Below are 21,744 nucleotides of genomic sequence, written 5' to 3'. Positions count from 1 at the left end.
AATGCCACCTATGCCTTTCGCTGATTAGCAATATAATTTTCTACGGTCGTCTTGCTCATATCACCCAGGGTACTCATGAAGTAACTAGCCGACCAAAGATGTCCACCCCAGGATTTTTGAGCCTTTATCTCTGGATGTAGTTCAAAGAATAGGCGAGCCGAGCCGCCCTTGAAGGCTTTGACAACATTGGTTGGCGCGTACTTGGGCTTAAAGCTTAGTAGTAAGTGGATATAATCAGGCATTACCTCCATTTGCTCAATTGTCACTTCGTTCAGTCGGGCTATCTTCGTTAGAATGTCGGTCATTTCAGCGACCAGCTTGGGCGTTGTAAACGCTTCGTGTCGGTATTTGGTGACCCAGGCCAATTGAAAATGAAAGTTGTAAACATAGCCTCGTTCGTGGATTTCTCCGCCATCACTTTTACTCATATGCACCCTCCATAAATATTATTATAAGACAACTTACTATGGATACAGTATACTCATATGATATGCTTACTATCAAGCAAAAGGAGGTGGCAATTTATGACGAAGACGATGGCACAATTACCTTATCATTATGGGGTTAAGGTCCGGGTCTTTCCTTCAACCGAACAGAAAAGGCTGATCAAACGTAACAGTGATGCGAGTCGCTTTATTTATAACGAAATGAACGGGATGAACAATGACCTATTTTGGTTGAAGAAAGTTAAAACACCAATCACGCTTGTTTTGAAGCGGATTGCTGACTTGACTGAACGGCTGAAAAAGCCATCAACTGCTATCTCCAATATCCATGGTTGGCTCAACCATCCAGACTTTGACAGTCTGATGAAGGCTAATGCCATCAAGAATTACAAAACAGCTTGGAAATTATTCTACCAGGTTCATCAGGCTGGAACGCCTAAGTTTCATAAACGTGGTTATTCTCAGACTTATCAAACATCTTGTCTTTACAGTGCCAAAGTGACAGTTCCAACTATGAAGAATGGTAGCGTTAGACTAACTGACACTCACCACCTATGGCTACCCAAACTAGGCCGTCTCCGTTTCAAGGGACTTCCATCGAAGATTTTAGACCAAGCTAATGACATTAGAATTGGAACGACAACAGTTTCAATGGACGCTGCAGATCATTACTTTGTGTCCCTACAGATTGGGTCAGAACACCCCTTTGTTGCTAAACAACCAATCGTCAAATCTAAAGTCGGCATTGATTTGAATCTTGATAATTTCCTGACAGATTCCAATGGACAGGTGATTGATAATCCGCGCTATTACCGGATGATTAAAGGAAAGCTGGCTAAAGCCCAGCGGAAACTATCACGACGGGCCAGACGAGCTAAAAAGAGTCAACGACGGTTATCAGAATCAAAGAACTATCAAAAGCAACGGTTACTAGTAGCTAAGTTACAGCTCAAAGTTACCAATCAACGTAAAAACTTCCTACACTACGTCTCTACGACCTTGATCAAAAACCACGATTTAGTTGTAGCTGAAGAACTGCGGAGTAAAAATATGTTGCGGAATCACGCGTTGGCAATGAGCATCTCGGACGTTGGTTGGCGAACTTTACTGGGCATGTTGGCTTACAAAGCTGACCTATATGGCCGGAAATTTTTGACGATTGATCCCCGAAATACGACGCAAACTTGTAGCCACTGTGGGTACATCATGGTCGGCAAGAATAAGTTGACGTTGGCTGACCGCAAGTGGACGTGCCCTAATTGTGGGACATTTCATGTGCGCGACCGTAATGCAGCTAAAAATATTCTAGCTAAAGGTTTAGTAGCTTTATAAGAAACAAGTCCGTCTGGCAACCTACGGACCTAAAAGGCTTCGGTAATTAGCGGATAAGTCCTATTCGTAGGCTAGCGCTGTATCTAAGTAAATTGTGGTCGCCATGCTATGGGGTGTGGTTCTCACAAGCGTCCGTTTTTAAACGGGCGTGGTTGACAATTTCTTCGTTCATCTAAATAGCCTTCTTCTGATTGATTGCGTTCAGGATTGGATTCCTCATCCTTTGAAATCCAGTAGCCGGCAGCACGCCTCTATTTCCGGTTAATGCCTAAGCTGTCACGGGAACCCAACGTCTCGTCATGAGCCAACCGCATCACCAAATCAGCAATGCTCTTACGCGACACGTCTTGGCCCCCAAACGGTTCACCCTTCTTAGTGACCTCATAGTCGGTGTCATTGCCGCCATCAAACCAACCGGGACAAATGACCGTGTAGTTCAGGTCGGAGACTTCAATCACGTCCGCTGCAGCCCGATAGCCGCGTAGCATGGGGTTGCTTTGCAGGTTACCACCGGCACCTAGGCTAGCAGGAATTTCATTATAAATACCCATGGAGGCAATGAACAACAGCCGTTTGACGCCAGCCGCATCCATCGCGGTCACCAAACTCTGGGCCATGCCCGCTAAGTTGCCACTCAACGCCGCGAACACCACATCTTGGCCCTGCAAGGCCGTCTTTAACAGCGCTGCATCGGTCACACTGCCAGCTAGCGCCCGCTCACGGTCGGCATTCAAGCTACCCAAGCAGCTCGTGCTCCGTGCCATCAGGGTCAATTGATCGTCCGTATTGTCTAAAAAGTATTGCCGGGTGACACTGCCCACAGAACCCGTTGCGCCAATGATTAAGATGTTTGTTCTGAAAACATATCTAAAAACTGTCAACGAAGTTTCTGAACCACTCATCATCACAACCCCTGGCGGTAAAAATGATGTCGTTGTCCTATCAGTCTCAGAATACGATTCCTTGATTGAGACGCTAAAAATCACCGCAAACACGTATCTAATGGCCAAAATCGGACGTAGTGAACAGCAATTTCTCGCGGCCAAATCCAACGAACCTAACACTAACCACTAAAAAGACGTGGCGTAAATTTACCTGAACACTCAGGATAAATCTACGCCACGCCTTTTTGAAGCTATGTTAATCTTGTGCCTTCAATCGCGTTCGAATCCGACTCAACGACACCGGCGTCATCCCCAAGTAAGACGCCACCAGATGCAGCGGCACCCGGTCCAAAATTTCCGGGGCATCGGCTGCCAGCTTCTGGTAACGCTCAACCGGTGAATACTGGAGCTGGTCAAAGAAAATGTTGCGGTAGGCAATGAACCGTTCGCAAACGAACCGTGTAACGGCGGGTTCAATCGCTGGATACTTTTGTTGAATCCGGTTGGCATCCGCCCGGCTGAGCATCAGGACCTCAGTGTCTTCGAAACTCTCAATCGAAAAGCCACTGGGCTGGCCCAGGTAGAAGCTTTCAAAGGAAGAAACCAGCTGATTCTCGAAGAAGAATTGCAGGGTCACGTCCTTGCCCGCACTATTGTGCCAGAGCCGCAGCGCCCCTTGCGTGATGATAAAAATTTCAGTGGCCACGTCCCCCTCCGCGAGTAGCGTCGTACCGGCTGGAACCTTTTTAGTGATGAATAAGTCCTGTAGCTCTGCCCAGTGCGCGCCAATTTCCGGAAATTTTTGGACTAAGTATGCTGGTGCGACCATATTGCCGTCCCCTTTCACTGACCCCGTTAACATATGTTAATGCCGACGACGGGCACCCCGTCTATACTCACTGTATTAACTAAAAACGAGGTCTTACTTATGAAAACTGTTATCATCTTTGATCATCCCTACACCGCAACCGCTGGCAACAACGTGCCCCACCACCGCTCATTCTTAGCGGCATTGCTACAACGCGTCATGACCCAGTTGCGTCAGGAAAATAATGACATTGATTTAATGGATCTACACGCGGATGGCTTCAACCCAGTCATGTCCGCTGCCGACCTTAGCAATTGGCGCCGTGGACAGGCCACCGACCCCCAAGTCGCCGACTACCAGCAACGCCTGCTCGCGGCCGACCGGATCATCTTCATGTTCCCGGTTTGGTGGGAAGTCATGCCGGCCATGACCAAGGGTTTTCTCGACAAAGTTTACGCCAAGGGGCAACTGTATCAGGCCGACACCATGAAGACCAAACTGACCAAGCAACCAAAGATTGACATCATCACGACCATGAGCACGCCCAACCTGCTTTATCGTTTAGTGTTTGGCGCGCCTTTGGCCAAGCTCCTCTTCCGGGGGACTTTTCTGAAGACCCGCCTCTGGCATTTCAAATGGCACAACTTCGCCCAAGTCGAGAAGAAACCGTTGGCGCAACGACAACAGATTCTACAGAAATTCACCATCTAGTTCTTAAAAACACGTTCTAACTAATTAAAGTTACAACGTGTTTTTTGTTATTAATCATTAATTTTTTACAGTTAGTGGCCAGGCACCACATTTGAGTACCCGGCCTTTTCCCCACATCTATTATACCATGGCCGTCCCGCGAAAAACAGACTGGTCATTGCCGCCAAAGCGCGTAAACTAGAGGCCTCGGAGGTGATTGGATGGCACAATCAGAGGCTCACCATCTACAGGAGATTTACCAACGATTAACGACCGACAGTCAGCGACTCACCCAGCAATTGGCCGAACTGACCGCCACGGCCCGCGCCATGAAGCAACAACTCAATGGCGAAGGCCATCTCGACCTGGGGACCTTCAGTGATCAACTGGAGACCTTTGCCAGTATCGAGGCCGGCAACCGGCAAATTGATGCCCTGAACGCCCGCCACGATACGGCCGTCACCCGTTTGGCCCACGCGCAATTACTCTTGCCTCAGGCCTACTTTGCCAAGCTGCAACTCGACTTTGGCGACGGCGATGCGGAGGCCCTCTATCTCGGCAAGGTCGGCTACACCGATGAAAATACCAACGACTTGATCTACGATTGGCGGGCCCCCGTGGCTGACGCGTACTACGCCAACCGGACCGGGGCGACCAGCTATCAAGCGAATGGGCGCACCATTCCCGTGACGGTGACGCAGCGCCAACAATTTATCATCGACCACGACCAACTCCAACAGGTCATCGACACCAACGCGGCCATCGGCGACCCGCTGTTACTAGACGTGCTCGCCAGTAATCGCAGCGGTGGCCTGCAGGAAATCACGGCCACCATTCAACAGGAACAAAACGCCATCATCCGTGAAAGTAGCCAGCCCACCGTCCTAGTCGACGGCGTTGCCGGCAGTGGCAAGACGTCCGTGCTCTTACAACGCGTAGCCTACCAGCTGTACCGCCATCGCGATAGCTGGACGCCGGAAGATATCCTGATTCTGACCCCCAACGTCGCCTTCAGCCGCTACATTCGCGGCGTGTTGCCGGCGTTAGGTGAGGCCGAACCGTTGAGCACCACCTACCTACATTTGGTCCAATCCTGGGGTCGACGGTTTGGGCTGACCGTCCCAACGACGGCCGGCAACCACCTCGCTGAATTGGCACAAATCATTCAAGAACCCTTGGTCCAAACGCCAACCGGTCTAGCCCCAGCGGCGTACGCGCAATCCAACGACCGCACGGCGCTCTTGTCCCGCATGCAGCGGGCCTGGCGCTGGCTACAGGCCGTCGACCGCGTGCCGGAAGACATCAACGAGTGGCTCGACTGGCCAGCATTTGCGCAGGAACTGGGATTAGCCGAACTGACCCCCTATGACCAACTCTACCTCCTGATTCGCTTCACCAACTTCCAACAAACCACCACCGCGGCGCTCTTCGTGGACGAGGCCCAGGACTACGCCGCCGATACCTGGCTATTTCTGACGGCCCTCTACCACAACGCCGACCTCACCATCGTGGGCGACCACCGCCAACGGCTCACGGGCCAAGCCGTCACGATTGCCGACTACTTTGACCCGGCCCAAACGGCGGTGCGCCACCTCACCACCAGCTACCGTGCAACCGGCGAGATCACGCGGTTCTTCGCACAGTTTGCGGGTGATTGGCGAACCACGATTCAGGCGGTCCAGACCGCGGGCACGGCGCCGCAAGTCTTAGAAAATGTTGATTTGACAAACGTGCTTGCGACCCTGCCAACGACTGCCGGCCAGAGCATTGGTATCCTGACACCCTCGACGCAGCGGGCAAGCGAACTCGCTGCGCAATTACCGGCCGCCCAACTGCTTACGGGTGACGGCACGCGAACTGTTCGCCCGGGCATCAACGTTATGCCGTTGACCGTGGCCAAGGGCTTAGAATTTGACTTCGCCGTGGTCACCGACTGGACGGCACCCTTCTATACGGACGATCCACTCGGCGACAATCGCCGGTACGTGGCGGCTTCACGGGGAACTAAGGGTTTGATTTTGATTAAATAACTAGCTTGCAAAAAGACACACATCTAACTGATGTGTGCCTTTTAATAATACAGTTATTAATAATTAAGAATCAATTACTATAAGCCAATTCGTAAGTTTCAAAATGTTTTACTCAAAACTAACTTTCAAACGCTTACCTAAGGCATGCGCAATCTGGGCATACTTAACAAAGGAAACATTATCTCCTCGCTCAATCCGCGCAATGGTTGCCTGAGTTGTTGCCGCACGCTCTGCAAGTTCAGCCTGTGTTAACCCCGCTGATTCTCTGGCATGATAGAGTGCCATTGCTGTATCCAAGAGCTCGCCCTCATCGCGGTAGGCTGCAGCAAATTCAGGGTCTTTCAACTCCTCTTGAATCAAATCATCAATTTTCATGATTTTCTCCTCTGATGGCCTTAACATCTATAATCATTACTCACTAATCACTAACAATGATTTAATGGCTTCCCGCTTATCCATAGCGGCATAGGCATCGGCCACGTGATCGAGGTCAAAGCGCTTCGTGAAGACCTTCCCTGGGTGGATCTCACCTTTCAAAACGGCGTCCAGCAAGACAGCTCGGTCGTAAGTCGTGACGGAAGCAATCCCGCCGCGCAGGCCGATGTTCTTCCAGAATAAGTTGTTGGTGTTCATTTCAGCTTTCTGAGGAACCCCGACGCGGCCCACCACGGCCCCGGCACGGGCAACCTTCACCGCCGTTTCAACGGATTGTGTCGTCCCAACACATTCGAGCACGGCGTCAGCCCCGGCGCCATCGGTCAGGTCCATCACACGTTTAACCGCGTCATCGCCCCGTTCGGCAACGATATCAGTCGCGCCAAATTCCGTGGCTAAGGCTTGACGGTCGGCGTGCCGACTCATGGCGATGATGCGCTTGGCGCCCCGTAATTTAGCCGCAATCACACCACACAAGCCCACGGCACCGTCGCCCATCACGACAACCGTGTCGCCGTCTTTGACTTCGGCGGTCGCAGCGGCGTGGTAGCCGGTCACCATGACATCGGCCAGCGTTAATAGGTCGTTCAGTTGGGCGTCGGAGTAATCACTGGGCTGACCCGGAACCTTGACCAAGGCCCAGTCAGCGTTCTTAAACCGTAAGTATTCACCCTGGTAGCCCACGACTTCATCGTCGGTCCGGGCATTTTCACAGTCACCATCGAAGCCGGCTAAACAAGCCGCACAATGGCCACAACCGTGGGTGAACGGTGCAATGACAAAGTCACCGGGCTGGACGTTGGTGACGTCGCTCCCAACCGTTTCCACGATACCAATGGCTTCATGGCCGACTGGCGTATTCTTTTGGCGGTCGTTAATGCCGCGGTACCACCAGAGGTCGGAACCACAGACACAGGCACGCACGATTTTCAAGACGGCGTCTGTGGGATTCTTGACGGTTGGCTTGGGTAATTCTTGGACTTCTACTTTGCCCGGTTCAACGAAGACTGCTGTTTTCATTGGGTCATCCTCCAATATTTTTCTAACTGTGATTAGTTTACCCTTTTCAGTTACCTTCAGCTACTTAAAGCTATCCCACCAGGTCGTCAACGGCTGGTCCGCCGTGGCCAAGTCACCCGCGGTCAGGCCGAGACCGGGGACCACGTTTGCTTGTGGGGCTAGACTGGCGAAGTCGGCTTCATAATCGTCCGGTGTCCCGGCGTCCGTGTAAAACGGGGCCAGCGTGCCAGTATAGGTGGCGAGTTGCCGCAACAAGCTGCGGACTGGCGTGGCCACCTTGCCCGACCAAACGGGACCGCCAACCAGAATCGTGTCAAACTCCGCGAGGTCGGGCAGTTTGCTGGTTAATTCCGGCAAGTCCCCGCTGGCAAGTTGCTGATTCGCCACATCTGAAGTCGCGTACATATCCTGAGGAAAGGTCCCGGCTGGAACGGTCAGCTCAACCTGCGTCGCACCCGTCACTCGTTGCAATGCCGTTGCTAGCTTAGCGGTATTCCCGGACCATGAATAATCAACGATCAACACTTTTGTGGCCATACTAAAATCCCCTTTTTGCTAATTTGTTATCTCTAGGATACGACCTTACAGTTACTTGAAGGCAAGGAAAATTTCCGAATCTTTTTGAACCCACTTTAAAGTAACCTTTTCTGAAAAGTAAGTGACAGACATTTCAAGCAAACTGCTGTCTTTTAACAAATATCTCAGTCATAAACTCAGATAGAAAAAAGGCCTGGGACTTGTCCCAGACACCTTAATTTCTACTCATCAAAAATCAGATTAGCTATCATTGAGATCTACTAACCACTCTTACACAAAGTCATAAACTCAGAATATATTCTGCGCTCGCCTAAGTAGCTCGCTTAATATATTGGGCTTAACCTTACCAACAACTTCCGCATGTCTAGCTACATAATCGTAATTCGGAATCATGTAAGTAATGACAGATCCCTTAACACCACTACCTTGATCAGCAATTGGTAAAAATATCCGCCGATTATTAATTATTTTAGAGGTAATAGGCATCCCAACAATCATCTTAGTCCGGCTATTATAAGCATCATTTGATAACACAACCAGTGGCCGACGAATATTTCCTCGCTGTGGATCATGTCCACCCTCTTCGTGTCCTGCATGCGGTTCCGCATCAATAAAAACAATGTCACCTTGCTTTAAGGTCACCATTCAACATTCTCCTTGCCAACCGGTGATCCATTATCAATACTTCCAAGTTCTTGATTAATCTTTTCAAAATCAATATCATCATAATCCCCATTGTGCCAAGGATTGGTTTGTACTGGCCGATACTCTAAAGAGCCGTCATCCTTTTTTACTAGCAGATATTTTTCTTTCTCGGCTATGCCAGCCTTTTTAGGCACCGTCAAAACCAATGAGTGGCCTATCTTTCTGGTTTCATATTCGCCAATAACATGTTCATCTGTCTTACTTTTCATCATTTTTCAGCGCCCCTTTCGTATATCTTAGTATATACGGAGGCCCCTATAAACACAAGATAAATGCTCAGTAGAAACTGTACAAGTTAATGAAGCCTTCACTCTCTCGGAGAACCTTACTAACCGCGCCATCTACTGATCATTTAAAAATTGCGGTTGCTTCCATCATCTTGCTTGGCAACCTTATCAGCATGCTCACGCTCCAATGCCCGCAATTCTTCCTCGGTAGATTCCATGTGATCATAGAAGTGATTGAGCTTGTAATTCAGGTGGTCGATGGCCGCTTGGAGGTCGTCGCGCTTTTCTTCCATGACTCCTAGTTGTTCCTGTAAGAGCGCCTTTTGTTCCTTGGCGTTATCTTCTTGCGCATCAAATAATTGAATGTAACGACGGAGATTTTCAATGCTCATCCCCGCGGCTCACATCTGCGTCACGAAGCGAATCCGCCGAATAATCCGGTCGTCAATATCCCGGTTGCCCACCGGCGTCCGATCAATGGCGGGAATCAGGGATTCCTTTTCGTAGTAACGAATGGCTGCGGAGGAGACCCCCGTTTTTTCACTGGCTTCTTTAATGTTCATGTTATTTTAGCTCCTTCGGCTTAATAGCCGGGCGATTTGCCCGTTAGCGGCTAAAATCATAACTTTTTTACGCATATTAAGACTCCTTTGTCTGAGCCAAGCAGCGTTCGATCTGCTTGGCAACTTAGTGACTCACAACTGAATGACCCTAGGTTACCCCTTGATGTGCACTTTAAGGCAAGGAAAATGGTGAACTTTTTCAAAATAAATGACCTTTCACTAATTCTTAGGCACACCGGTTACCAACATTGGCCGAGTTCTAGGAATTCTACGGGATACTCTATCCTTGACGCAACAAGCACCACAGCCCTAAATGTTAGTGACTGTGGTGCTATGCTAAATGGTAATAAAAGATGACCAACTTATTATGGAATGGTCATAACCAGTGTGTAGTGAAAATACACCAACCTATAAGAGCGACCAGAGGCAGATCAAGGTGGGAACGGGCAGCGTCCCACCTGATTTTAATTAATAGTAGACGGTTGCCAACTTATTGCGTAGCGGTCTCAACCAGTGTGAGCCGCAGGGTTGGTGAAAATAAGGTCAGCCGTGGGAGTTATCTTAGCGGTTTACCGCTTAGAGAACTGATAGCTTTGAGACGCGCTCCCCAGCGGCTCAAAGTAAGCCCGGAGACCGATTCTTGGCTCCCGGCGTTCGCCCACAGCGTCCCGCCTTATTTTCACCAACCCGGAGGCGTAAGTTACACCACCATTTGACCGTTACACAATCAAAGCGTAGGTCTCGCGGAATTCGCGTAGCACCGTCGCCTCGAACCCCGCGACCTGCTTCACATCTAGTTGCGCCTGGCTACTGGGAACTAACAAGCCGGCTAGTTGGAAATGTAGCGTAGACTCTAGGTACTCGCCAGCCTGGTCCAGCGACAATTGCCGGTTACGGACCTGATTCAGCACCCCACGAATCAGCGTTTCTGCCTGAAAAATCACGTAGTCTGGTGTGTACAGGTCAAAAATAAACTGACTGGTTTGCGCTTGCCCCACGTAGAGCCGCAACTGGTCAAAGTAGTCGTGGTAGGCCGCCGTGAACGTGGCAGACAATTCCGGGTAGCCCTTGCGCAGGTCGGTCGTAAACGTGGTGGTCGTTGCGCCCATCAGTAACAGCGAATCGAGCCAAATCGGCAGGAAGGTTGCCGGGGAAAACTGCTTGGGTACGGGATGTTCGGCGATGAATTTCAGCTGACGGTCCACCACCGCCTGGACGATATCGTCCTTATTTTTAAAATACAAGTAAAGACTGGCCCGGCTGATGCCGACCGCCGTGGCGAGCTTACTCATGGATAGTTTCTGGAAACCTTGAATCAAAATGACGTGATTTAATTTAATGGTTAGCTCTTTTTGGTTAATCATGGGTTCAACTCCTCTATGTCTAGAATAACATTTGTCAACTAGTTAGACTACTGACTATGCTATTTGTCTAAATTTCTTAAACAAGTGGTCAAACCTCTTAACGCTCATCAATTAGTGACCTAACGCAAAAAAATGCGAGCCCCAACTATCAGGGAACTCGCCTTTTTGTCATTTCAGATTTAAGTTACAAGTTGTCGCCCTGGGCCCGCAGTAATTCACCTAAAGCAGGTTGTGCTTTCAGGTCGATGTGAGTTTCCTTGGCGTAGGCATCCACGGCGTCTTGGCCGTAAAGCTTAGCATCCAGTGGCATGAAGGCCGTGCCGATCGGGTCGTCGTCCTTGATGACGGCGTTGACCACGATTGGCTTGCGGTTACCCTTGGCCTGCAGATCCTTGATTTGATCAAAGACTGTTTCGACCTCTTGGTTGTTAGTGACCGTGAAGCCAATCGCACCCAGGCCTTCGCCCACCTTAGCCCAGTCGGCATCGGTCAAATCGACCCCGTACAGGTGTTGTTTCGTGTCGACCTGTTCCCGGTAAATGAAGCCGAAGCGCCGGTTGCTGAAGACCACGTTGATGACGGGCAATTGATAACGCACTTCGGTAATGATATCGGGCGCGACCATCGCAAAGCCCCCATCCCCGGACAGTGACCAGGATTGGGCGTCGGGCACGCTTAACGCCCCGGCTAACCCGGCTGGCAGACCGTAGCCCATCGTGGCAAACAAACCAGATAAGGCGAAGCGTTGGTCCTGATCCATCGGCAAGCCACGAACGGCCCATTCGGATACGTTCCCGGTATCGACCCCGTAAGTATCCTTGGGACCGACCATGGACGCAATCTTCTTGGTCACGGCTTCTGGCGCTAAGCCATGACTGTCATCGGCGGCCAATTGATCGAGCCACTGATTCCAGTTAGCCTTGTTTTGCCGGTTAGCCGTGAGCCAAGTCGTTTCTGGCAGCGTCTCACCCGTGTCAATCATGACCTGCAGGTAACTCTTAGCATCACTGATGACCGCGTAATCGACCGGCACCATTTTACCAATATCAAACGAATTATCGTTCACTTGAATGATCTTAATATCCTTTGGCCAGAACTGGGCGAAGGGGAATTCGGAACCCATGAAGAGAATCAGGTCCGTGTGTTGTAAGGCTTCAAAACCGGACTTGGACCCCAAACGACCAAACGTCCCGATAGCATTCGGATGGTTCGTGGGAATCACCCCGGTAGCGGGCACCGTGTTGATCACTGGGATATTAAATTGTTCGCTAAACTTAACCAGTTCGTCCCGGGCACCGAGCAAGCCGCGGCCCGCGTAGATCAACGGGTGCTTAGCGGCCTTGAGTAATTTCATGGTCGCAGTCACTGCTGCTGGATCGATGGTTTCGCTAAACGTATTGGAGACAACGTTGGGCGTCTTGACGGGTTCATAGTCAATTTCGGTGGCAGCCAGGTCTTCAGGAATGATGACCACGGCTGGGCCCTTTTGGCGGTAAGCTTCACGAATGGCTTGGTTGACCACATAAGGCAGTTGTTCCGCCGTGGTGGCCGTGCGGTTGTAGACGGCCACGTCGCTAAACATTGGCGTCTCGTCCATTTCTTGGAAGTAGTTCGTGTTCATCGCAGCCTGAGGAACTTGGCCGACCAGGGCCAAAACGGGGACATGGTCCATTTTGGCATCGTACAAGCCATTGAAGAGGTGCGTGGCACCAGGTCCCGCAGACCCAAAGGCCACACCGATCTTACCGGTGAACTTGGCGTCAGCCGCGGCGGCTAAGGCCCCGACTTCTTCGTGACGGACCTGAATATAATCGATGTGATCCTTTTCTAAATACAGACCTTCCACAGTATGGTTAATTGACCCACCGGGAATGCCGTAAATGTGGTTCACATCCCATGCTTCTAAAACCTTAACTAGCGCTTGTCCTGCAATCATTTTTGCCATAATCACTCGCACTCCTTAATGGTCATCGCGGCTAACAAATCTTGGTCGAAATGCCTCAAACTTACTTAACAGTGACAGCATAGTCTACTCTTGGGGGAAAAGCCAGTAATTCTACTTACTTTTTGTTAGTGACTAATTTCACAGCAACCGCTTACAGTGAAAACCGGTCAAACGCGAGCTAGCTACCCCGTTTGGCCTTTAATTGAGGTCGTATCAAATTTTACGTTGGCGCTGGGCCCCGCAACCTTGGTCAGGGCATACCCCGAATCATTGCCCACCGCGTAACGGTAGTAGCCAAAGTAGTCATTCCCAATTTTGACAGCCTTGGGCGACGTCTGCGTGTACGGCCTAGGGAAGATTTTGCGGCTGGTTTTTTGGTAGTTAAGTGACTGATTGTTGGGGTTATTGACTGCGCCTGTAAAAGCATAACTCTCAACCTTAATCATTTCCTGTTTGACGCGGCCCGCTTTTTTCACGACCGCTACGGCAAACGGCAAGGGTCGGGGCTTTTTAAATTTGGTCTGCGCCGTACGCGCCAACAGCCGTTGATAATTGGCGATGATCCGTCTATCCATCTTCACCGCCGCATAACTAACAACGGTAGCGTTTTGGTCAGTCTTCAAAATCTTTTTCTCCGCAGCCAAAGCCCCCTTAATTGACGTGAGCACGGCTTGGCGTTTTCGGATAAATGTCTGCTTCGCCATTGCCGTCCCCTTTTGCTTCAACTGTTTGACGGATAGCTTAGCGACGTCCTTTACGGTGAACGAAGCGGGAACTTGAAACGAGGTGGCCTTGCCATTCTGGGTGATCGTTACCGAGGTCAACGTCGACCTTGAACTCGGTTGCGCGGTTCCCTTAATGCCGTACCAAACCTGGCTCTTCGCCGTTTGCCCAGTTCTACCAAATGCTATTTCATCGCCACTGGCACGCTGACTCTGTCGATTAGTCGCCTGATGCCCACAAGCCGCCAGCATCAAAGCCAGCAAGGCAATCAGCCCTAACGCGATTTTTCTCTTCATTACTAAACACTCGTTTCCAGAGACCGTTTACCGTCCCACCTATTTTTCAAATTACGCTTAATCATAAGCCCCTAAGGTTGAAATTACCATTCAACCTTAGGGGCTCACTTGATTATGCTGAATTTATAGAAAAACCGACAATTACCACTCGTGATTTACAGTAATTGTCGGTTCAAAACTATTTGAAAATCTATCGCTTATTTCCCAAATTGCTGGTCCAGTAGCTCAGCTAATTGTGTCTCTGTCAAATCCGGCTGCGACGCCGCAGACAACAGTCTCTTCTTAATCATCGCGATAAACACTGGATCTAATTCTGATTCAGAATAGACGCTGGGTTTGACTGGCTGTCTGCCACCAGTTTTATCTTTTGACCGTCTCACACTGCTCACTCCTAACCTAATCACTACCTGAATCATACTAGCCAGCTAAACAAGTGCAACCAAAAAGAACCGACCCCAAACATCTCGGTCGGTTCTCTCATATTTGTCTAGTTATTCAACGCCAGCAATGGCGAAGCTGAAGTCGTGGTCGATGTCCCCCGCAACGTGATATTGCGGTTCAACGTCGGCGCCCCAGCTATCGATGCCCCCAACGCCACGGGTGGCCCCGTAAACGGTCAGGACCGTCCGCCGCGCTAACGGCAGTTCCTCGATGTGGGTCGCATTTTCCAGTTCCTCTGGCGTGTACGGCAGGCAGCTAAAGGCAAACGGATGCCCATTTTGCTGGAACGTCAGGCTGAACGGTTGGTGATCCGGGTCGGCGTTATTTTGCGTCGTGGCCCGCGTCACCTTGACCCAGTCATTGCCCATGTGCATGCCACACTCCTGCGGCACCATATAGGGCGTCACGGGCAGGCCGTCTACGTGATAGGTCCCCGGCTTGCCACCAGCTAGCCGGTCGGGATAGGTTTCGCCCGAGAGACCCTGATAGTCAAAGCCAGTCGCCGTCGTTGGCATCACGAACCGCAAGCCCAGGACGGGCAGTTCGGGTAAGCCGACAGCCCCGTTATAGTGGGTGTTGACGGTCATTTTCCCGGTCGCGTCGACCACGTATTCAACGGTCACCGTGGTTGCGGGAACGGTTGGTGTGGTGTAGGTAAAGGTGATGGCAACGGTCTCGGCCGTCTCGTGATCAGAGTACTTGTTATTTTCCGGCGCGATTGGCAGTGGAGTCGCTTGACCATCCACGGCCACGTCAATTTGGGTGCAGGTGCTAAACATGTCGGCCCCTAACCATGTCGCCGAGGTTGTGGAAAAGCCGTTCCCACGGTCATTATCGGTCGTCGCGCGCCAGAAGGCTGGCTTCGGCGTCCGGTACAGCCATTCCTTGCCATAGCGCACCAGCGACTCGAGGCCGCCACGGTCGTAGGCAAAGATGTAGTGGAAACCAGGACCGCTGAGTCCTAGCGTCACGTCGCCGTAAATCACGTTTAATTTAGTCGTGTTGGCCATAGTAGTAGTCCACCTCCTGTAGTGCTGGTTTCGGCGTCCGGTCGGCAAAGAGCAGGCCGTCGCCGGAGAATTCGTAGTCGGAATGGCGGTCATCAAAGTCCCCACCGTAGCGAAGAACGGGCTGACCGGTCACTTCGTCTTGCGTCCAAAGTGCCTGGTCGATGTAATCCCAAATGAAGCCACCCTGATACATTGGGTACTTATCGATCAAGTCAATGTAACTGTTCATCCCACCAATGGAATTCCCCATGTCATGCATGTATTCACAGTTTACGAATGGCTTGTCGGGATCATTTTGCAGATAGTCTTCAATCGCCCGTGGCGGATCGTACATCATACTTTCCATGTCGGAAATACGGTCAGCGTAGACCCGGTTACGGCAAACGCCTTCGTAGTGGGTCAACCGCGTTGAGTCGGCGTCATGGTAGAACTTGTCCATGGCAGCGATATCGTCGCCGGCGTAGGATTCGTTCCCCAGTGACCAGAATAAAACGGCGGGGTGATTCTTGAACATTTCGTAATTGCTCTTGGCACGGTCAAGGACGGCCAATTGCCATTGTGGCAGGCTGCCTGGCACGTTGTAGGAGGGTTCAACGGCCCCCATTTTTTGCCAAGTCCCGTGGGTTTCCAAGTTGTTTTCGGCCATCATGTAGATCCCGTTGCGGTCACACAGGTGGTACCAAGCATCCTGGTCCGGGTAGTGGCAGGTCCGTACGGCGTTGATGTGATTGTCGTGGAAGACCTGCATGTCATGCGCCATGTCGGCGGCGGTGACGGCCCGACCACGGTGGGCATCCCACTCGTGCCGGTTGACCCCGTTGATGACCAGGCGTTGCCCATTTAATTGCATAATCTTGTCTTTTAGTTCGATTCGGCGGAAACCGACCTGGTAAGGGACGACTTCGACCAGCTTGCCTGTAGCATCGCGCAATTCAATTTGCAATTGATACAGGTACGGGTCGTGGTGGTTCCACAGATGAACGTGGTTGACCGTCGTGGCTAAGTCAAGCTCGGCGGATGCGGCGGCCTCGGCCGTCCAGAGTGGCTGGCCACTGTCATCCATTAAACTGACGTGAACGGACCCCGTCAGTTGGTCAGCGGCGGAAAGCTTCAGGTTTAATTTGAAATCACCGGTCGTGAAGGCATCGTCGACCCCAGATTGGATTGTCATGTCCTCCACGTGGAGGGCCGGCTTGGCAACCAGGCGCACGCTGCGGAAAATCCCGGAGAAGCGGAACATATCCTGGTCCTCGAGGAAGGCGGCCGTGCTGTGCTTAAAGACTTCGACGGCCAACACGTTGTCGCCGTCTTGCAGATACGGTGTCATGTCGAATTCGGCCCGGCTGAAACTGTCTTCCGCATACCCCACGAAGTGCCCGTTCAACCACAGGTACATGGCCTGTTCGACCCCGTCAAATTCAATGCTAACGCGTTGGTCTTCCAGCTCGGAATTCAGGGTAAAGTGCTTCACGTAAGCCCCCACCGTATTTTCTGGGTCGGTACTGAACATCCCTTTTTCGGGGCGGTCAGCACCCATGCTGTAGGCGGGCCGGCGATAATGCTTGCCCTCCCAAGGATAGGCCGTGTTGATGTATTGAATCTGGCCGTAACCAGCAAGTTCGATGTGACCCGGAACGGCTAATCGGTCGAAATCAGAGCGGTCGTAATCGGGTTCATAGAAGCCCACGGGACGGTGCTGGGGGTCCTTCGCAAAGGCAAATTCCCAGGTACCATCAAGGCTTTGAACCAGACTACTCTGCTGAGCAGCGGCTTCGGCGACCGTGGCGTAACCGCGGTGGTCGCTGTGAGCGGGTAACTGATTGATCCGAAAAGTTTGGGGATCATCCAGCCATGAAATTTCTGCTTTCAAAAGTCTTCCTCCTTTTTAAAACGCTTACATTAGTTATTATACAACAGATATGCTCAGATGCCAGTGAAGAAAGATTTAATTGTAATTGAGGAAGTGACTGAATTGATTTTAGTTAAATTGGTTCGTAATGGCACGAAAAAAGCCGACCGACCATCCGGGCCAATCGACTTGCGTTTAACTATTTGTTTATGACTAGCCGCTACGGCAAGTCCCCTAGCCTAACGCCGCAAGATTTCATGAATGGCATCGGGGAAGGTCGTCAATTGCCGGCCTAAGACGTCGGGTAGATCACTAGATTCGACATCCAGCTCACCCTCGCGCATCATGGCTTGCATCGACGACAACACCTCAACCATCTCTGGGGCCATGCCCGCTGCCGCCAGGGATTCCCGGTAGGTCGCGTCATCCACGCTCTTAAAGGTGAAGGACTTCCCAGTCACCTTCCACAGGGTTTCTGCCAGGTCCGCGTAGGTCCGGGGTTCCCCACCGAATTCGTAAACGGCCTTGGGGTCCGCCATCGTCATGACCCGTGCGGTACCTTCGGCATATTCCCGTTCGAGTGCAAAGCTGATTTTCCCATGCCCCGCCGCATAAACCGCGTTTTGACCATGAACACCGGCCTTCAGATAGTTGGTTTCATTTTCCAAATACCAGGCGTTACGCAGGAAGCTGTAGCGCAGACCACTGGCCTTCAGGAGTTTTTCCGTGGCGACGTGATCCACGGACAGTGGCGACTTGGCCGTATCGGCATGAGCAAAACTGGTGTAGGCGACGTAGCCCACCTCGGCCTTTTGCGCCGCAGCAATCACGTTAGCGTGTTGCTGTTGCCGGGAAACCTTGCCCCCGGGAACGGATGAAATGAACAAAAGCCGGTCGATACCCGTCAAGGCTTGTTTCAAAGCGGCTTCGTCGTTGTAGTCTGCTTGACGAACGGTGACTTCTGCCGGTAAGACCTGTTGTCCCTTGCTGGCGTTACGGACGATGGCGACGATATCACTGGCATCGACGGTCTTTAACAGGTCATTGATGACTAACTGACCAAAGCGACCGGTTGCGGCTGAAATTGCATATTTCATCATTAATTATCTCCTTATTTACTGCTGGCTAATTTTTCACCTGTAACTTTATAAATAACATAGGCTAGTATAGTGACCTGTTACTTTAAAGTCAACAAGTTTACTTCGCCAATTTCCCGGCCTGCTAAAAAAGACTGGGCCTTCCCAGTCTTTTAGTTGTCAGTTATTTGTGGTACCAGCCCAGGTAATCGTATTTACTGGACCAGGCATTCTTGAATTCAATCTTTTTATTTTTCGTCACGATTTGGAGGCGGGCATCCTTGTCGGTCAGTTCCCCATTTTTATAAATCCCCTTCAGTTTGTAAGTGTTCTTACCAACCTTTTGGTATTTTAGATTTGTCCAGGAGGTCTCCGCAGACTTTACCCGTGACAGGTGGATGGTCTTGGCACTCACTTTGAAGTGCATGACAATCTTTTCCCCCTGATCATGGTACTGCCGTTGCCAATTGCCCCGCAGCGCTTTTGGGGTGCCAGAGTGCCAGGTGGCCGCGTTCGCCGTACTAGACGCAACCCCGCCAATCATCACCGTAGTTAAGGCAACTACCATCATTTGTCCCAACTTTTTCATGTTCTCATCCTCCAAGAGAATTCAATTCAGCTTTTTATGACTTCCGTTGACTGGTCTTCGCCATTAGTATACCCCGACCGGTTAAAAATTTCCGTTATTAACTACCACAAATTTCAGGCAGAAAAAAACGCGTTGCCTCTGAGAGAAAACGCGTCGCTGTAGTGCTTAGACTACTGTTAAATTTAGTGAGTGTTGGCGGAGAAAATCAGCGGTTGCGGGTGCAATCCCGCTATCCGTAATGACCGTAGAAACGGCGGTCAGCGGAAACTGTTGAATCAAGCTGGGTTTTTGAAATTTACTGGCGTCGGTCAGGACAATCAGATCATCGGCCCGTTGCGCCATCTCTTGGGCCGCCTCGGTCCGGAGAATGTTGGCACCCGAGAAACCATTGGTCTGATCAAAGCCATCGGTGCCGACAAAGAGCTGTTCCACGTGGAAGGATTGGAGAAGTTGCTTGGTCAATGACCCGACCACGACCTGGGATTCCGGCTGGTACTTGCCACCTAAAACGAAGACGTCCAGATTCGGATAGCTCGCCACAAAGTTCGCAATATAGTAGGAGTTGGTAACGATGGTTACGCGTTTTTCCTGCTGGCCTAACGTGTCCGCTAGGAGCGCGCAGGCCGAGCCGGATTCAATCATGATGGTCGTGTTGTCGGCGACCAACTCAGCCGCGGCCAGCGCAATGCGTTGCTTCTCCTCATGGTGCTGGGCCAACCGGTAATTCAAATCATCCGGGTTATTGACCACCGCAAAACCGTGTTGTCGCTGCAAGAGACCCTCCGCTTCTAATTCCGTGAGGTCCTTGCGCATGGTTACCAGCGAGACTTTGGTCCGCTGAGCCAGGTCGGTGACTGCCACCTTGTGCTGCTGATTCACGATTTGAATAATCTGTTCGCGCCGTTCGTTGGCCATTAGGAAAAAGCTCCTTTCGATAGAAAGTAAAATTCGTCGTCTTTCCTTCTAGTCTACGCTAAAACCGGCGAGAACGGTAGGCTGGATTGACCGGTACCTGTCACGCTAAGTGTCGCGGAAAATATAACCCGGGTTAATTTCCCGGACCGGCTCCCGAGATTCTGGCCGCTACAACCCGGGTTAACTTACCAGCCCCCATGCTGACCGGCGTTCCACCCAGCTCGGAGGTTCCCCGGAATTGCTGCCATCGCAGCTGAAACGTCCATACTAATCATCGGTAGGATCATTAACGCAATTAACCCAATGCTTAGCCAGATGACGGTTCGAGACAGCGGGGCTCGGTGCTGCTTTTGATTGGCATAGATGGCGAGTAGTAAACTCACAAAGATAATCATCAGTGGCAGTTGAACCAGCTCCGCGGCATCCTCATAACCAATACCCAACGCCCAGGTGATCAGAAAGCCAATGGCCCCCCAGAATAGACCACCATAGATAATCCGACCCACCGGACCAATATCTTCGTCCTTTTTAACGGTCAACTTGGTCATCAACTCAGCGTCCCCGCGAATCAGCTGGTCGATGGACAAGTGAAAGAGATCGCTGATGGCGACCACGTTGGCAAAGCTCGGTAAGGCCGCTCCCCGTTCCCATTTAGAAATCGATTGCCGGGAAATCTGGAGTTGGTCGGCGAGTTCTTGTTGTGACCAGTGTCGCTACTCCCGTTGTTGCTTTAATGCTTCACGAATTTTCATGATGCTGCCTCCTCTAAACATCCTCATCATACCAAACATTTCTGGTACGACACCGAACCGTTTGGTTGTCAGAGAAATCACCCAATATTTTGCCAAATATAACCCGGGTTAACCCGCCGATTCAGCCCGTATTTCCGGTGCATTTCGCGCATTTTTCAGGTATACTAGGCGTATTAGCAATTTCGAAAGGAGCCGGTTCCCATCCACAAAAAACTCATTAAAAGTAGTCTCGGTTTGTTAGCCTTAGGCCTGGCAATCGGCAGTGGCTTACTAGCCGCCCGCGCCCAAACTGAAAAACCCAGTGCCCTGGTCAAGGTCGGCGACTACACGGCCAGCACGGACTTCTTGAACCTCAGTGCCTACTACCAGACGACCCGGCCGGTGACGGTCAAGGTCGCCTACTTTCCAACCTACAAGTCGGGCCACCCGATTCGCCAAAAGCTCACCCTCCCTGCCGGCATCACGGTAGCCGGGAACCTGACGACGACCAAATCCGGCAGCTACTTGGTCCCTAGCTTACAGTTGTTCTTGGCCCGACTGAGTTACGCGGCGCTGGCCAACAGCGCCAAGGCTGGCTATACGATTGATCCTGGCGACAGTGCCTATGATCCCCAGGCCACCATCACCGATACCGCCAAGCTGTCCGCGTTTAAGCGGGTCAAGGCCCCGGATTACATGCCGGGCTACAGCCACGGTGACCTCTACATCGGCGGTGCCGACGCGGCGTTGAGCCCCATCGAACCGGACAGCCAGAGTATCCGGGTCACCCCGGATGGCTACCTGGAAGTCCTAAAGTATGATGCCAAGGCCAACGCAGGACTGGGCTTCTACCAGAAACCCGTTGGCATGGCCAAAATCACCAAGACGGACTTCCACGACCCTTACCGGACGCTGTACTTTAGTCACGACGTCCAGGGCGTCAAGACGACCCGGGTCCACCACTCGGGTAACACCCAATACAAATTAACTTTAAAGAACCTCCACACGCCCCAACATACCAAGGGTAACCCGGAGACAGGGACCGCGGGAACGTTTGATAGTCTCTACCGCATCGGCGGCCAGGCCTACTACACGTTCATTGGTTACGATGGCGTCAGTGATTAAGCT

General features: G+C 51.3%; 22 protein-coding genes and 2 pseudogenes. 5 read left to right on the top strand and 19 right to left on the bottom strand.

Annotated elements, in window-relative coordinates:
- Positions 1-8: 8 nt before the first annotated feature.
- A complete protein-coding gene (tnpA, locus tag EKM84_RS04075; protein ID WP_125763951.1) occupies positions 9-428 on the bottom strand; it encodes an IS200/IS605 family transposase in 420 nt (139 codons plus the stop codon).
- A gap of 96 nt (positions 429-524) precedes the next feature.
- Here tnpA and EKM84_RS04070 point away from each other — a divergent pair, with 96 nt between their 5' ends.
- The gene (locus EKM84_RS04070; RefSeq protein ID WP_125763949.1) at positions 525-1,778 is read left to right on the top strand and encodes an RNA-guided endonuclease InsQ/TnpB family protein; all 1,254 of its coding nucleotides are present in this window, start codon (positions 525-527) and stop codon (positions 1,776-1,778) included.
- A 251-nt stretch (positions 1,779-2,029) separates the two neighbouring features.
- Here the strand turns inward: EKM84_RS04070 and EKM84_RS04065 are convergent, their stop codons facing one another.
- A complete protein-coding gene (locus EKM84_RS04065; RefSeq protein ID WP_125763946.1) occupies positions 2,030-2,680 on the bottom strand; it encodes an NAD(P)H-binding protein in 651 nt (216 codons plus the stop codon).
- On the opposite strand from EKM84_RS04065, the gene EKM84_RS04060 reads away from it, so the two are divergent.
- Positions 2,616-2,852: a type II toxin-antitoxin system Phd/YefM family antitoxin gene (locus EKM84_RS04060; protein ID WP_125763944.1), complete on the top strand. Its 237-nt coding sequence runs from the start codon at positions 2,616-2,618 to the stop codon at positions 2,850-2,852. The genes EKM84_RS04065 and EKM84_RS04060 overlap by 65 nt on opposite strands.
- A gap of 66 nt (positions 2,853-2,918) precedes the next feature.
- On the opposite strand, the gene EKM84_RS04055 is transcribed toward EKM84_RS04060, so the two are convergent.
- Positions 2,919-3,491, bottom strand: a complete 573-nt coding sequence (locus EKM84_RS04055; protein ID WP_164511302.1) for a Crp/Fnr family transcriptional regulator — start codon at positions 3,489-3,491, stop codon at positions 2,919-2,921.
- A 99-nt stretch (positions 3,492-3,590) separates the two neighbouring features.
- On the opposite strand from EKM84_RS04055, the gene EKM84_RS04050 reads away from it, so the two are divergent.
- Together EKM84_RS04050 and EKM84_RS04045 are read left to right on the top strand one after the other, a co-directional pair.
- Positions 3,591-4,181 carry an NAD(P)H-dependent oxidoreductase gene (locus EKM84_RS04050; protein WP_125763940.1) on the top strand — a complete coding sequence of 197 codons (591 nt, stop codon included), beginning with the start codon at positions 3,591-3,593 and terminating at the stop codon, positions 4,179-4,181.
- A gap of 200 nt (positions 4,182-4,381) precedes the next feature.
- Positions 4,382-6,190 (top strand): UvrD-helicase domain-containing protein, encoded by a 1,809-nt coding sequence (locus tag EKM84_RS04045; protein WP_125763938.1) that lies wholly within the window; start codon positions 4,382-4,384, stop codon positions 6,188-6,190.
- Positions 6,191-6,298: 108 nt separating this feature from the next.
- Here the strand turns inward: EKM84_RS04045 and EKM84_RS04040 are convergent, their stop codons facing one another.
- From EKM84_RS04040 to EKM84_RS03965, 16 genes and pseudogenes are all read right to left on the bottom strand, one after another.
- Positions 6,299-6,565: a helix-turn-helix domain-containing protein gene (locus tag EKM84_RS04040; protein ID WP_125763936.1), complete on the bottom strand. Its 267-nt coding sequence runs from the start codon at positions 6,563-6,565 to the stop codon at positions 6,299-6,301.
- A gap of 36 nt (positions 6,566-6,601) precedes the next feature.
- Complete coding sequence (locus EKM84_RS04035; RefSeq protein WP_125763934.1) at positions 6,602-7,645, bottom strand: zinc-dependent alcohol dehydrogenase family protein; 1,044 nt, start codon at positions 7,643-7,645, stop codon at positions 6,602-6,604.
- A 60-nt stretch (positions 7,646-7,705) separates the two neighbouring features.
- Positions 7,706-8,182: a flavodoxin gene (locus tag EKM84_RS04030; RefSeq protein ID WP_125763932.1), complete on the bottom strand. Its 477-nt coding sequence runs from the start codon at positions 8,180-8,182 to the stop codon at positions 7,706-7,708.
- A gap of 288 nt (positions 8,183-8,470) precedes the next feature.
- Positions 8,471-8,827, bottom strand: coding sequence for a type II toxin-antitoxin system PemK/MazF family toxin (locus tag EKM84_RS04025; RefSeq protein ID WP_125763930.1), 357 nt, complete (start codon positions 8,825-8,827; stop codon positions 8,471-8,473).
- Entirely contained in the window at positions 8,821-9,099 is a 279-nt protein-coding gene (locus tag EKM84_RS04020; RefSeq protein WP_125763927.1) for a hypothetical protein, read from the bottom strand. The genes EKM84_RS04025 and EKM84_RS04020 overlap by 7 nt, the downstream gene beginning before the upstream one ends.
- A gap of 140 nt (positions 9,100-9,239) precedes the next feature.
- Positions 9,240-9,677 (bottom strand): annotated as a pseudogene (locus tag EKM84_RS04015) (MerR family DNA-binding transcriptional regulator).
- A gap of 719 nt (positions 9,678-10,396) precedes the next feature.
- Entirely contained in the window at positions 10,397-11,041 is a 645-nt protein-coding gene (locus tag EKM84_RS04010; RefSeq protein WP_125763925.1) for a TetR/AcrR family transcriptional regulator, read from the bottom strand.
- A 184-nt stretch (positions 11,042-11,225) separates the two neighbouring features.
- Complete coding sequence (spxB, locus tag EKM84_RS04005) at positions 11,226-12,986, bottom strand: pyruvate oxidase (protein WP_164511301.1); 1,761 nt, start codon at positions 12,984-12,986, stop codon at positions 11,226-11,228.
- Positions 12,987-13,168: 182 nt separating this feature from the next.
- Positions 13,169-14,005, bottom strand: a complete 837-nt coding sequence (locus tag EKM84_RS04000) for a hypothetical protein (RefSeq protein WP_125763923.1) — start codon at positions 14,003-14,005, stop codon at positions 13,169-13,171.
- Between the two features lie 197 nt (positions 14,006-14,202).
- Complete coding sequence (locus EKM84_RS03995; protein ID WP_125763921.1) at positions 14,203-14,385, bottom strand: hypothetical protein; 183 nt, start codon at positions 14,383-14,385, stop codon at positions 14,203-14,205.
- Positions 14,386-14,496: 111 nt separating this feature from the next.
- Positions 14,497-15,456 carry a beta-galactosidase small subunit gene (locus tag EKM84_RS03990; RefSeq protein ID WP_125763919.1) on the bottom strand — a complete coding sequence of 320 codons (960 nt, stop codon included), beginning with the start codon at positions 15,454-15,456 and terminating at the stop codon, positions 14,497-14,499.
- Positions 15,440-17,326: a glycoside hydrolase family 2 TIM barrel-domain containing protein gene (locus tag EKM84_RS03985; RefSeq protein ID WP_125763917.1), complete on the bottom strand. Its 1,887-nt coding sequence runs from the start codon at positions 17,324-17,326 to the stop codon at positions 15,440-15,442. Before EKM84_RS03985 ends, EKM84_RS03990 begins: the two co-directional genes overlap by 17 nt.
- Before the next feature lie 218 nt (positions 17,327-17,544).
- Positions 17,545-18,405: an SDR family oxidoreductase gene (locus EKM84_RS03980; protein WP_225418135.1), complete on the bottom strand. Its 861-nt coding sequence runs from the start codon at positions 18,403-18,405 to the stop codon at positions 17,545-17,547.
- Between the two features lie 160 nt (positions 18,406-18,565).
- A complete protein-coding gene (locus EKM84_RS03975; RefSeq protein ID WP_125763913.1) occupies positions 18,566-18,970 on the bottom strand; it encodes a hypothetical protein in 405 nt (134 codons plus the stop codon).
- Between the two features lie 165 nt (positions 18,971-19,135).
- Complete coding sequence (locus tag EKM84_RS03970) at positions 19,136-19,885, bottom strand: DeoR/GlpR family DNA-binding transcription regulator (protein WP_125763911.1); 750 nt, start codon at positions 19,883-19,885, stop codon at positions 19,136-19,138.
- A gap of 185 nt (positions 19,886-20,070) precedes the next feature.
- Positions 20,071-20,586: pseudogene (locus EKM84_RS03965) on the bottom strand (helix-turn-helix domain-containing protein); the annotation flags it as partial.
- Positions 20,587-20,871: 285 nt separating this feature from the next.
- On the opposite strand from EKM84_RS03965, the gene EKM84_RS03960 reads away from it, so the two are divergent.
- Positions 20,872-21,741: a hypothetical protein gene (locus EKM84_RS03960; protein WP_225418134.1), complete on the top strand. Its 870-nt coding sequence runs from the start codon at positions 20,872-20,874 to the stop codon at positions 21,739-21,741.
- Positions 21,742-21,744 lie beyond the last annotated feature (3 nt).

Origin of the sequence: Levilactobacillus mulengensis, from assembly GCF_003946045.1 — a bacterium.
In the GTDB taxonomy this organism is placed as follows: Bacteria; Bacillota; Bacilli; order Lactobacillales; family Lactobacillaceae; genus Levilactobacillus; species Levilactobacillus mulengensis.
This window is presented reverse-complemented; position numbering and strand designations above follow the sequence as displayed.

Bases quoted from the DNA above. Each gene is read 5' to 3' on its own strand.
- tnpA (WP_125763951.1), bottom strand. From the start codon at position 428: ATGAGTAAAAGTGATGGCGGAGAAATCCACGAACGAGGCTATGTTTAC.
- EKM84_RS04070 (WP_125763949.1), top strand. From the start codon at position 525: ATGACGAAGACGATGGCACAATTACCTTATCATTATGGGGTTAAGGTC.
- EKM84_RS04060 (WP_125763944.1), top strand. From the start codon at position 2,616: ATGATTAAGATGTTTGTTCTGAAAACATATCTAAAAACTGTCAACGAA.
- EKM84_RS04065 (WP_125763946.1), bottom strand. From the start codon at position 2,680: ATGAGTGGTTCAGAAACTTCGTTGACAGTTTTTAGATATGTTTTCAGA.
- EKM84_RS04055 (WP_164511302.1), bottom strand. From the start codon at position 3,491: ATGGTCGCACCAGCATACTTAGTCCAAAAATTTCCGGAAATTGGCGCG.
- EKM84_RS04050 (WP_125763940.1), top strand. From the start codon at position 3,591: ATGAAAACTGTTATCATCTTTGATCATCCCTACACCGCAACCGCTGGC.
- EKM84_RS04045 (WP_125763938.1), top strand. From the start codon at position 4,382: ATGGCACAATCAGAGGCTCACCATCTACAGGAGATTTACCAACGATTA.
- EKM84_RS04040 (WP_125763936.1), bottom strand. From the start codon at position 6,565: ATGAAAATTGATGATTTGATTCAAGAGGAGTTGAAAGACCCTGAATTT.
- EKM84_RS04035 (WP_125763934.1), bottom strand. From the start codon at position 7,645: ATGAAAACAGCAGTCTTCGTTGAACCGGGCAAAGTAGAAGTCCAAGAA.
- EKM84_RS04030 (WP_125763932.1), bottom strand. From the start codon at position 8,182: ATGGCCACAAAAGTGTTGATCGTTGATTATTCATGGTCCGGGAATACC.
- EKM84_RS04025 (WP_125763930.1), bottom strand. From the start codon at position 8,827: ATGGTGACCTTAAAGCAAGGTGACATTGTTTTTATTGATGCGGAACCG.
- EKM84_RS04020 (WP_125763927.1), bottom strand. From the start codon at position 9,099: ATGATGAAAAGTAAGACAGATGAACATGTTATTGGCGAATATGAAACC.
- EKM84_RS04010 (WP_125763925.1), bottom strand. From the start codon at position 11,041: ATGATTAACCAAAAAGAGCTAACCATTAAATTAAATCACGTCATTTTG.
- spxB (WP_164511301.1), bottom strand. From the start codon at position 12,986: ATGGCAAAAATGATTGCAGGACAAGCGCTAGTTAAGGTTTTAGAAGCA.
- EKM84_RS04000 (WP_125763923.1), bottom strand. From the start codon at position 14,005: ATGAAGAGAAAAATCGCGTTAGGGCTGATTGCCTTGCTGGCTTTGATG.
- EKM84_RS03990 (WP_125763919.1), bottom strand. From the start codon at position 15,456: ATGGCCAACACGACTAAATTAAACGTGATTTACGGCGACGTGACGCTA.
- EKM84_RS03980 (WP_225418135.1), bottom strand. From the start codon at position 18,405: ATGATGAAATATGCAATTTCAGCCGCAACCGGTCGCTTTGGTCAGTTA.
- EKM84_RS03975 (WP_125763913.1), bottom strand. From the start codon at position 18,970: ATGAAAAAGTTGGGACAAATGATGGTAGTTGCCTTAACTACGGTGATG.
- EKM84_RS03970 (WP_125763911.1), bottom strand. From the start codon at position 19,885: ATGGCCAACGAACGGCGCGAACAGATTATTCAAATCGTGAATCAGCAG.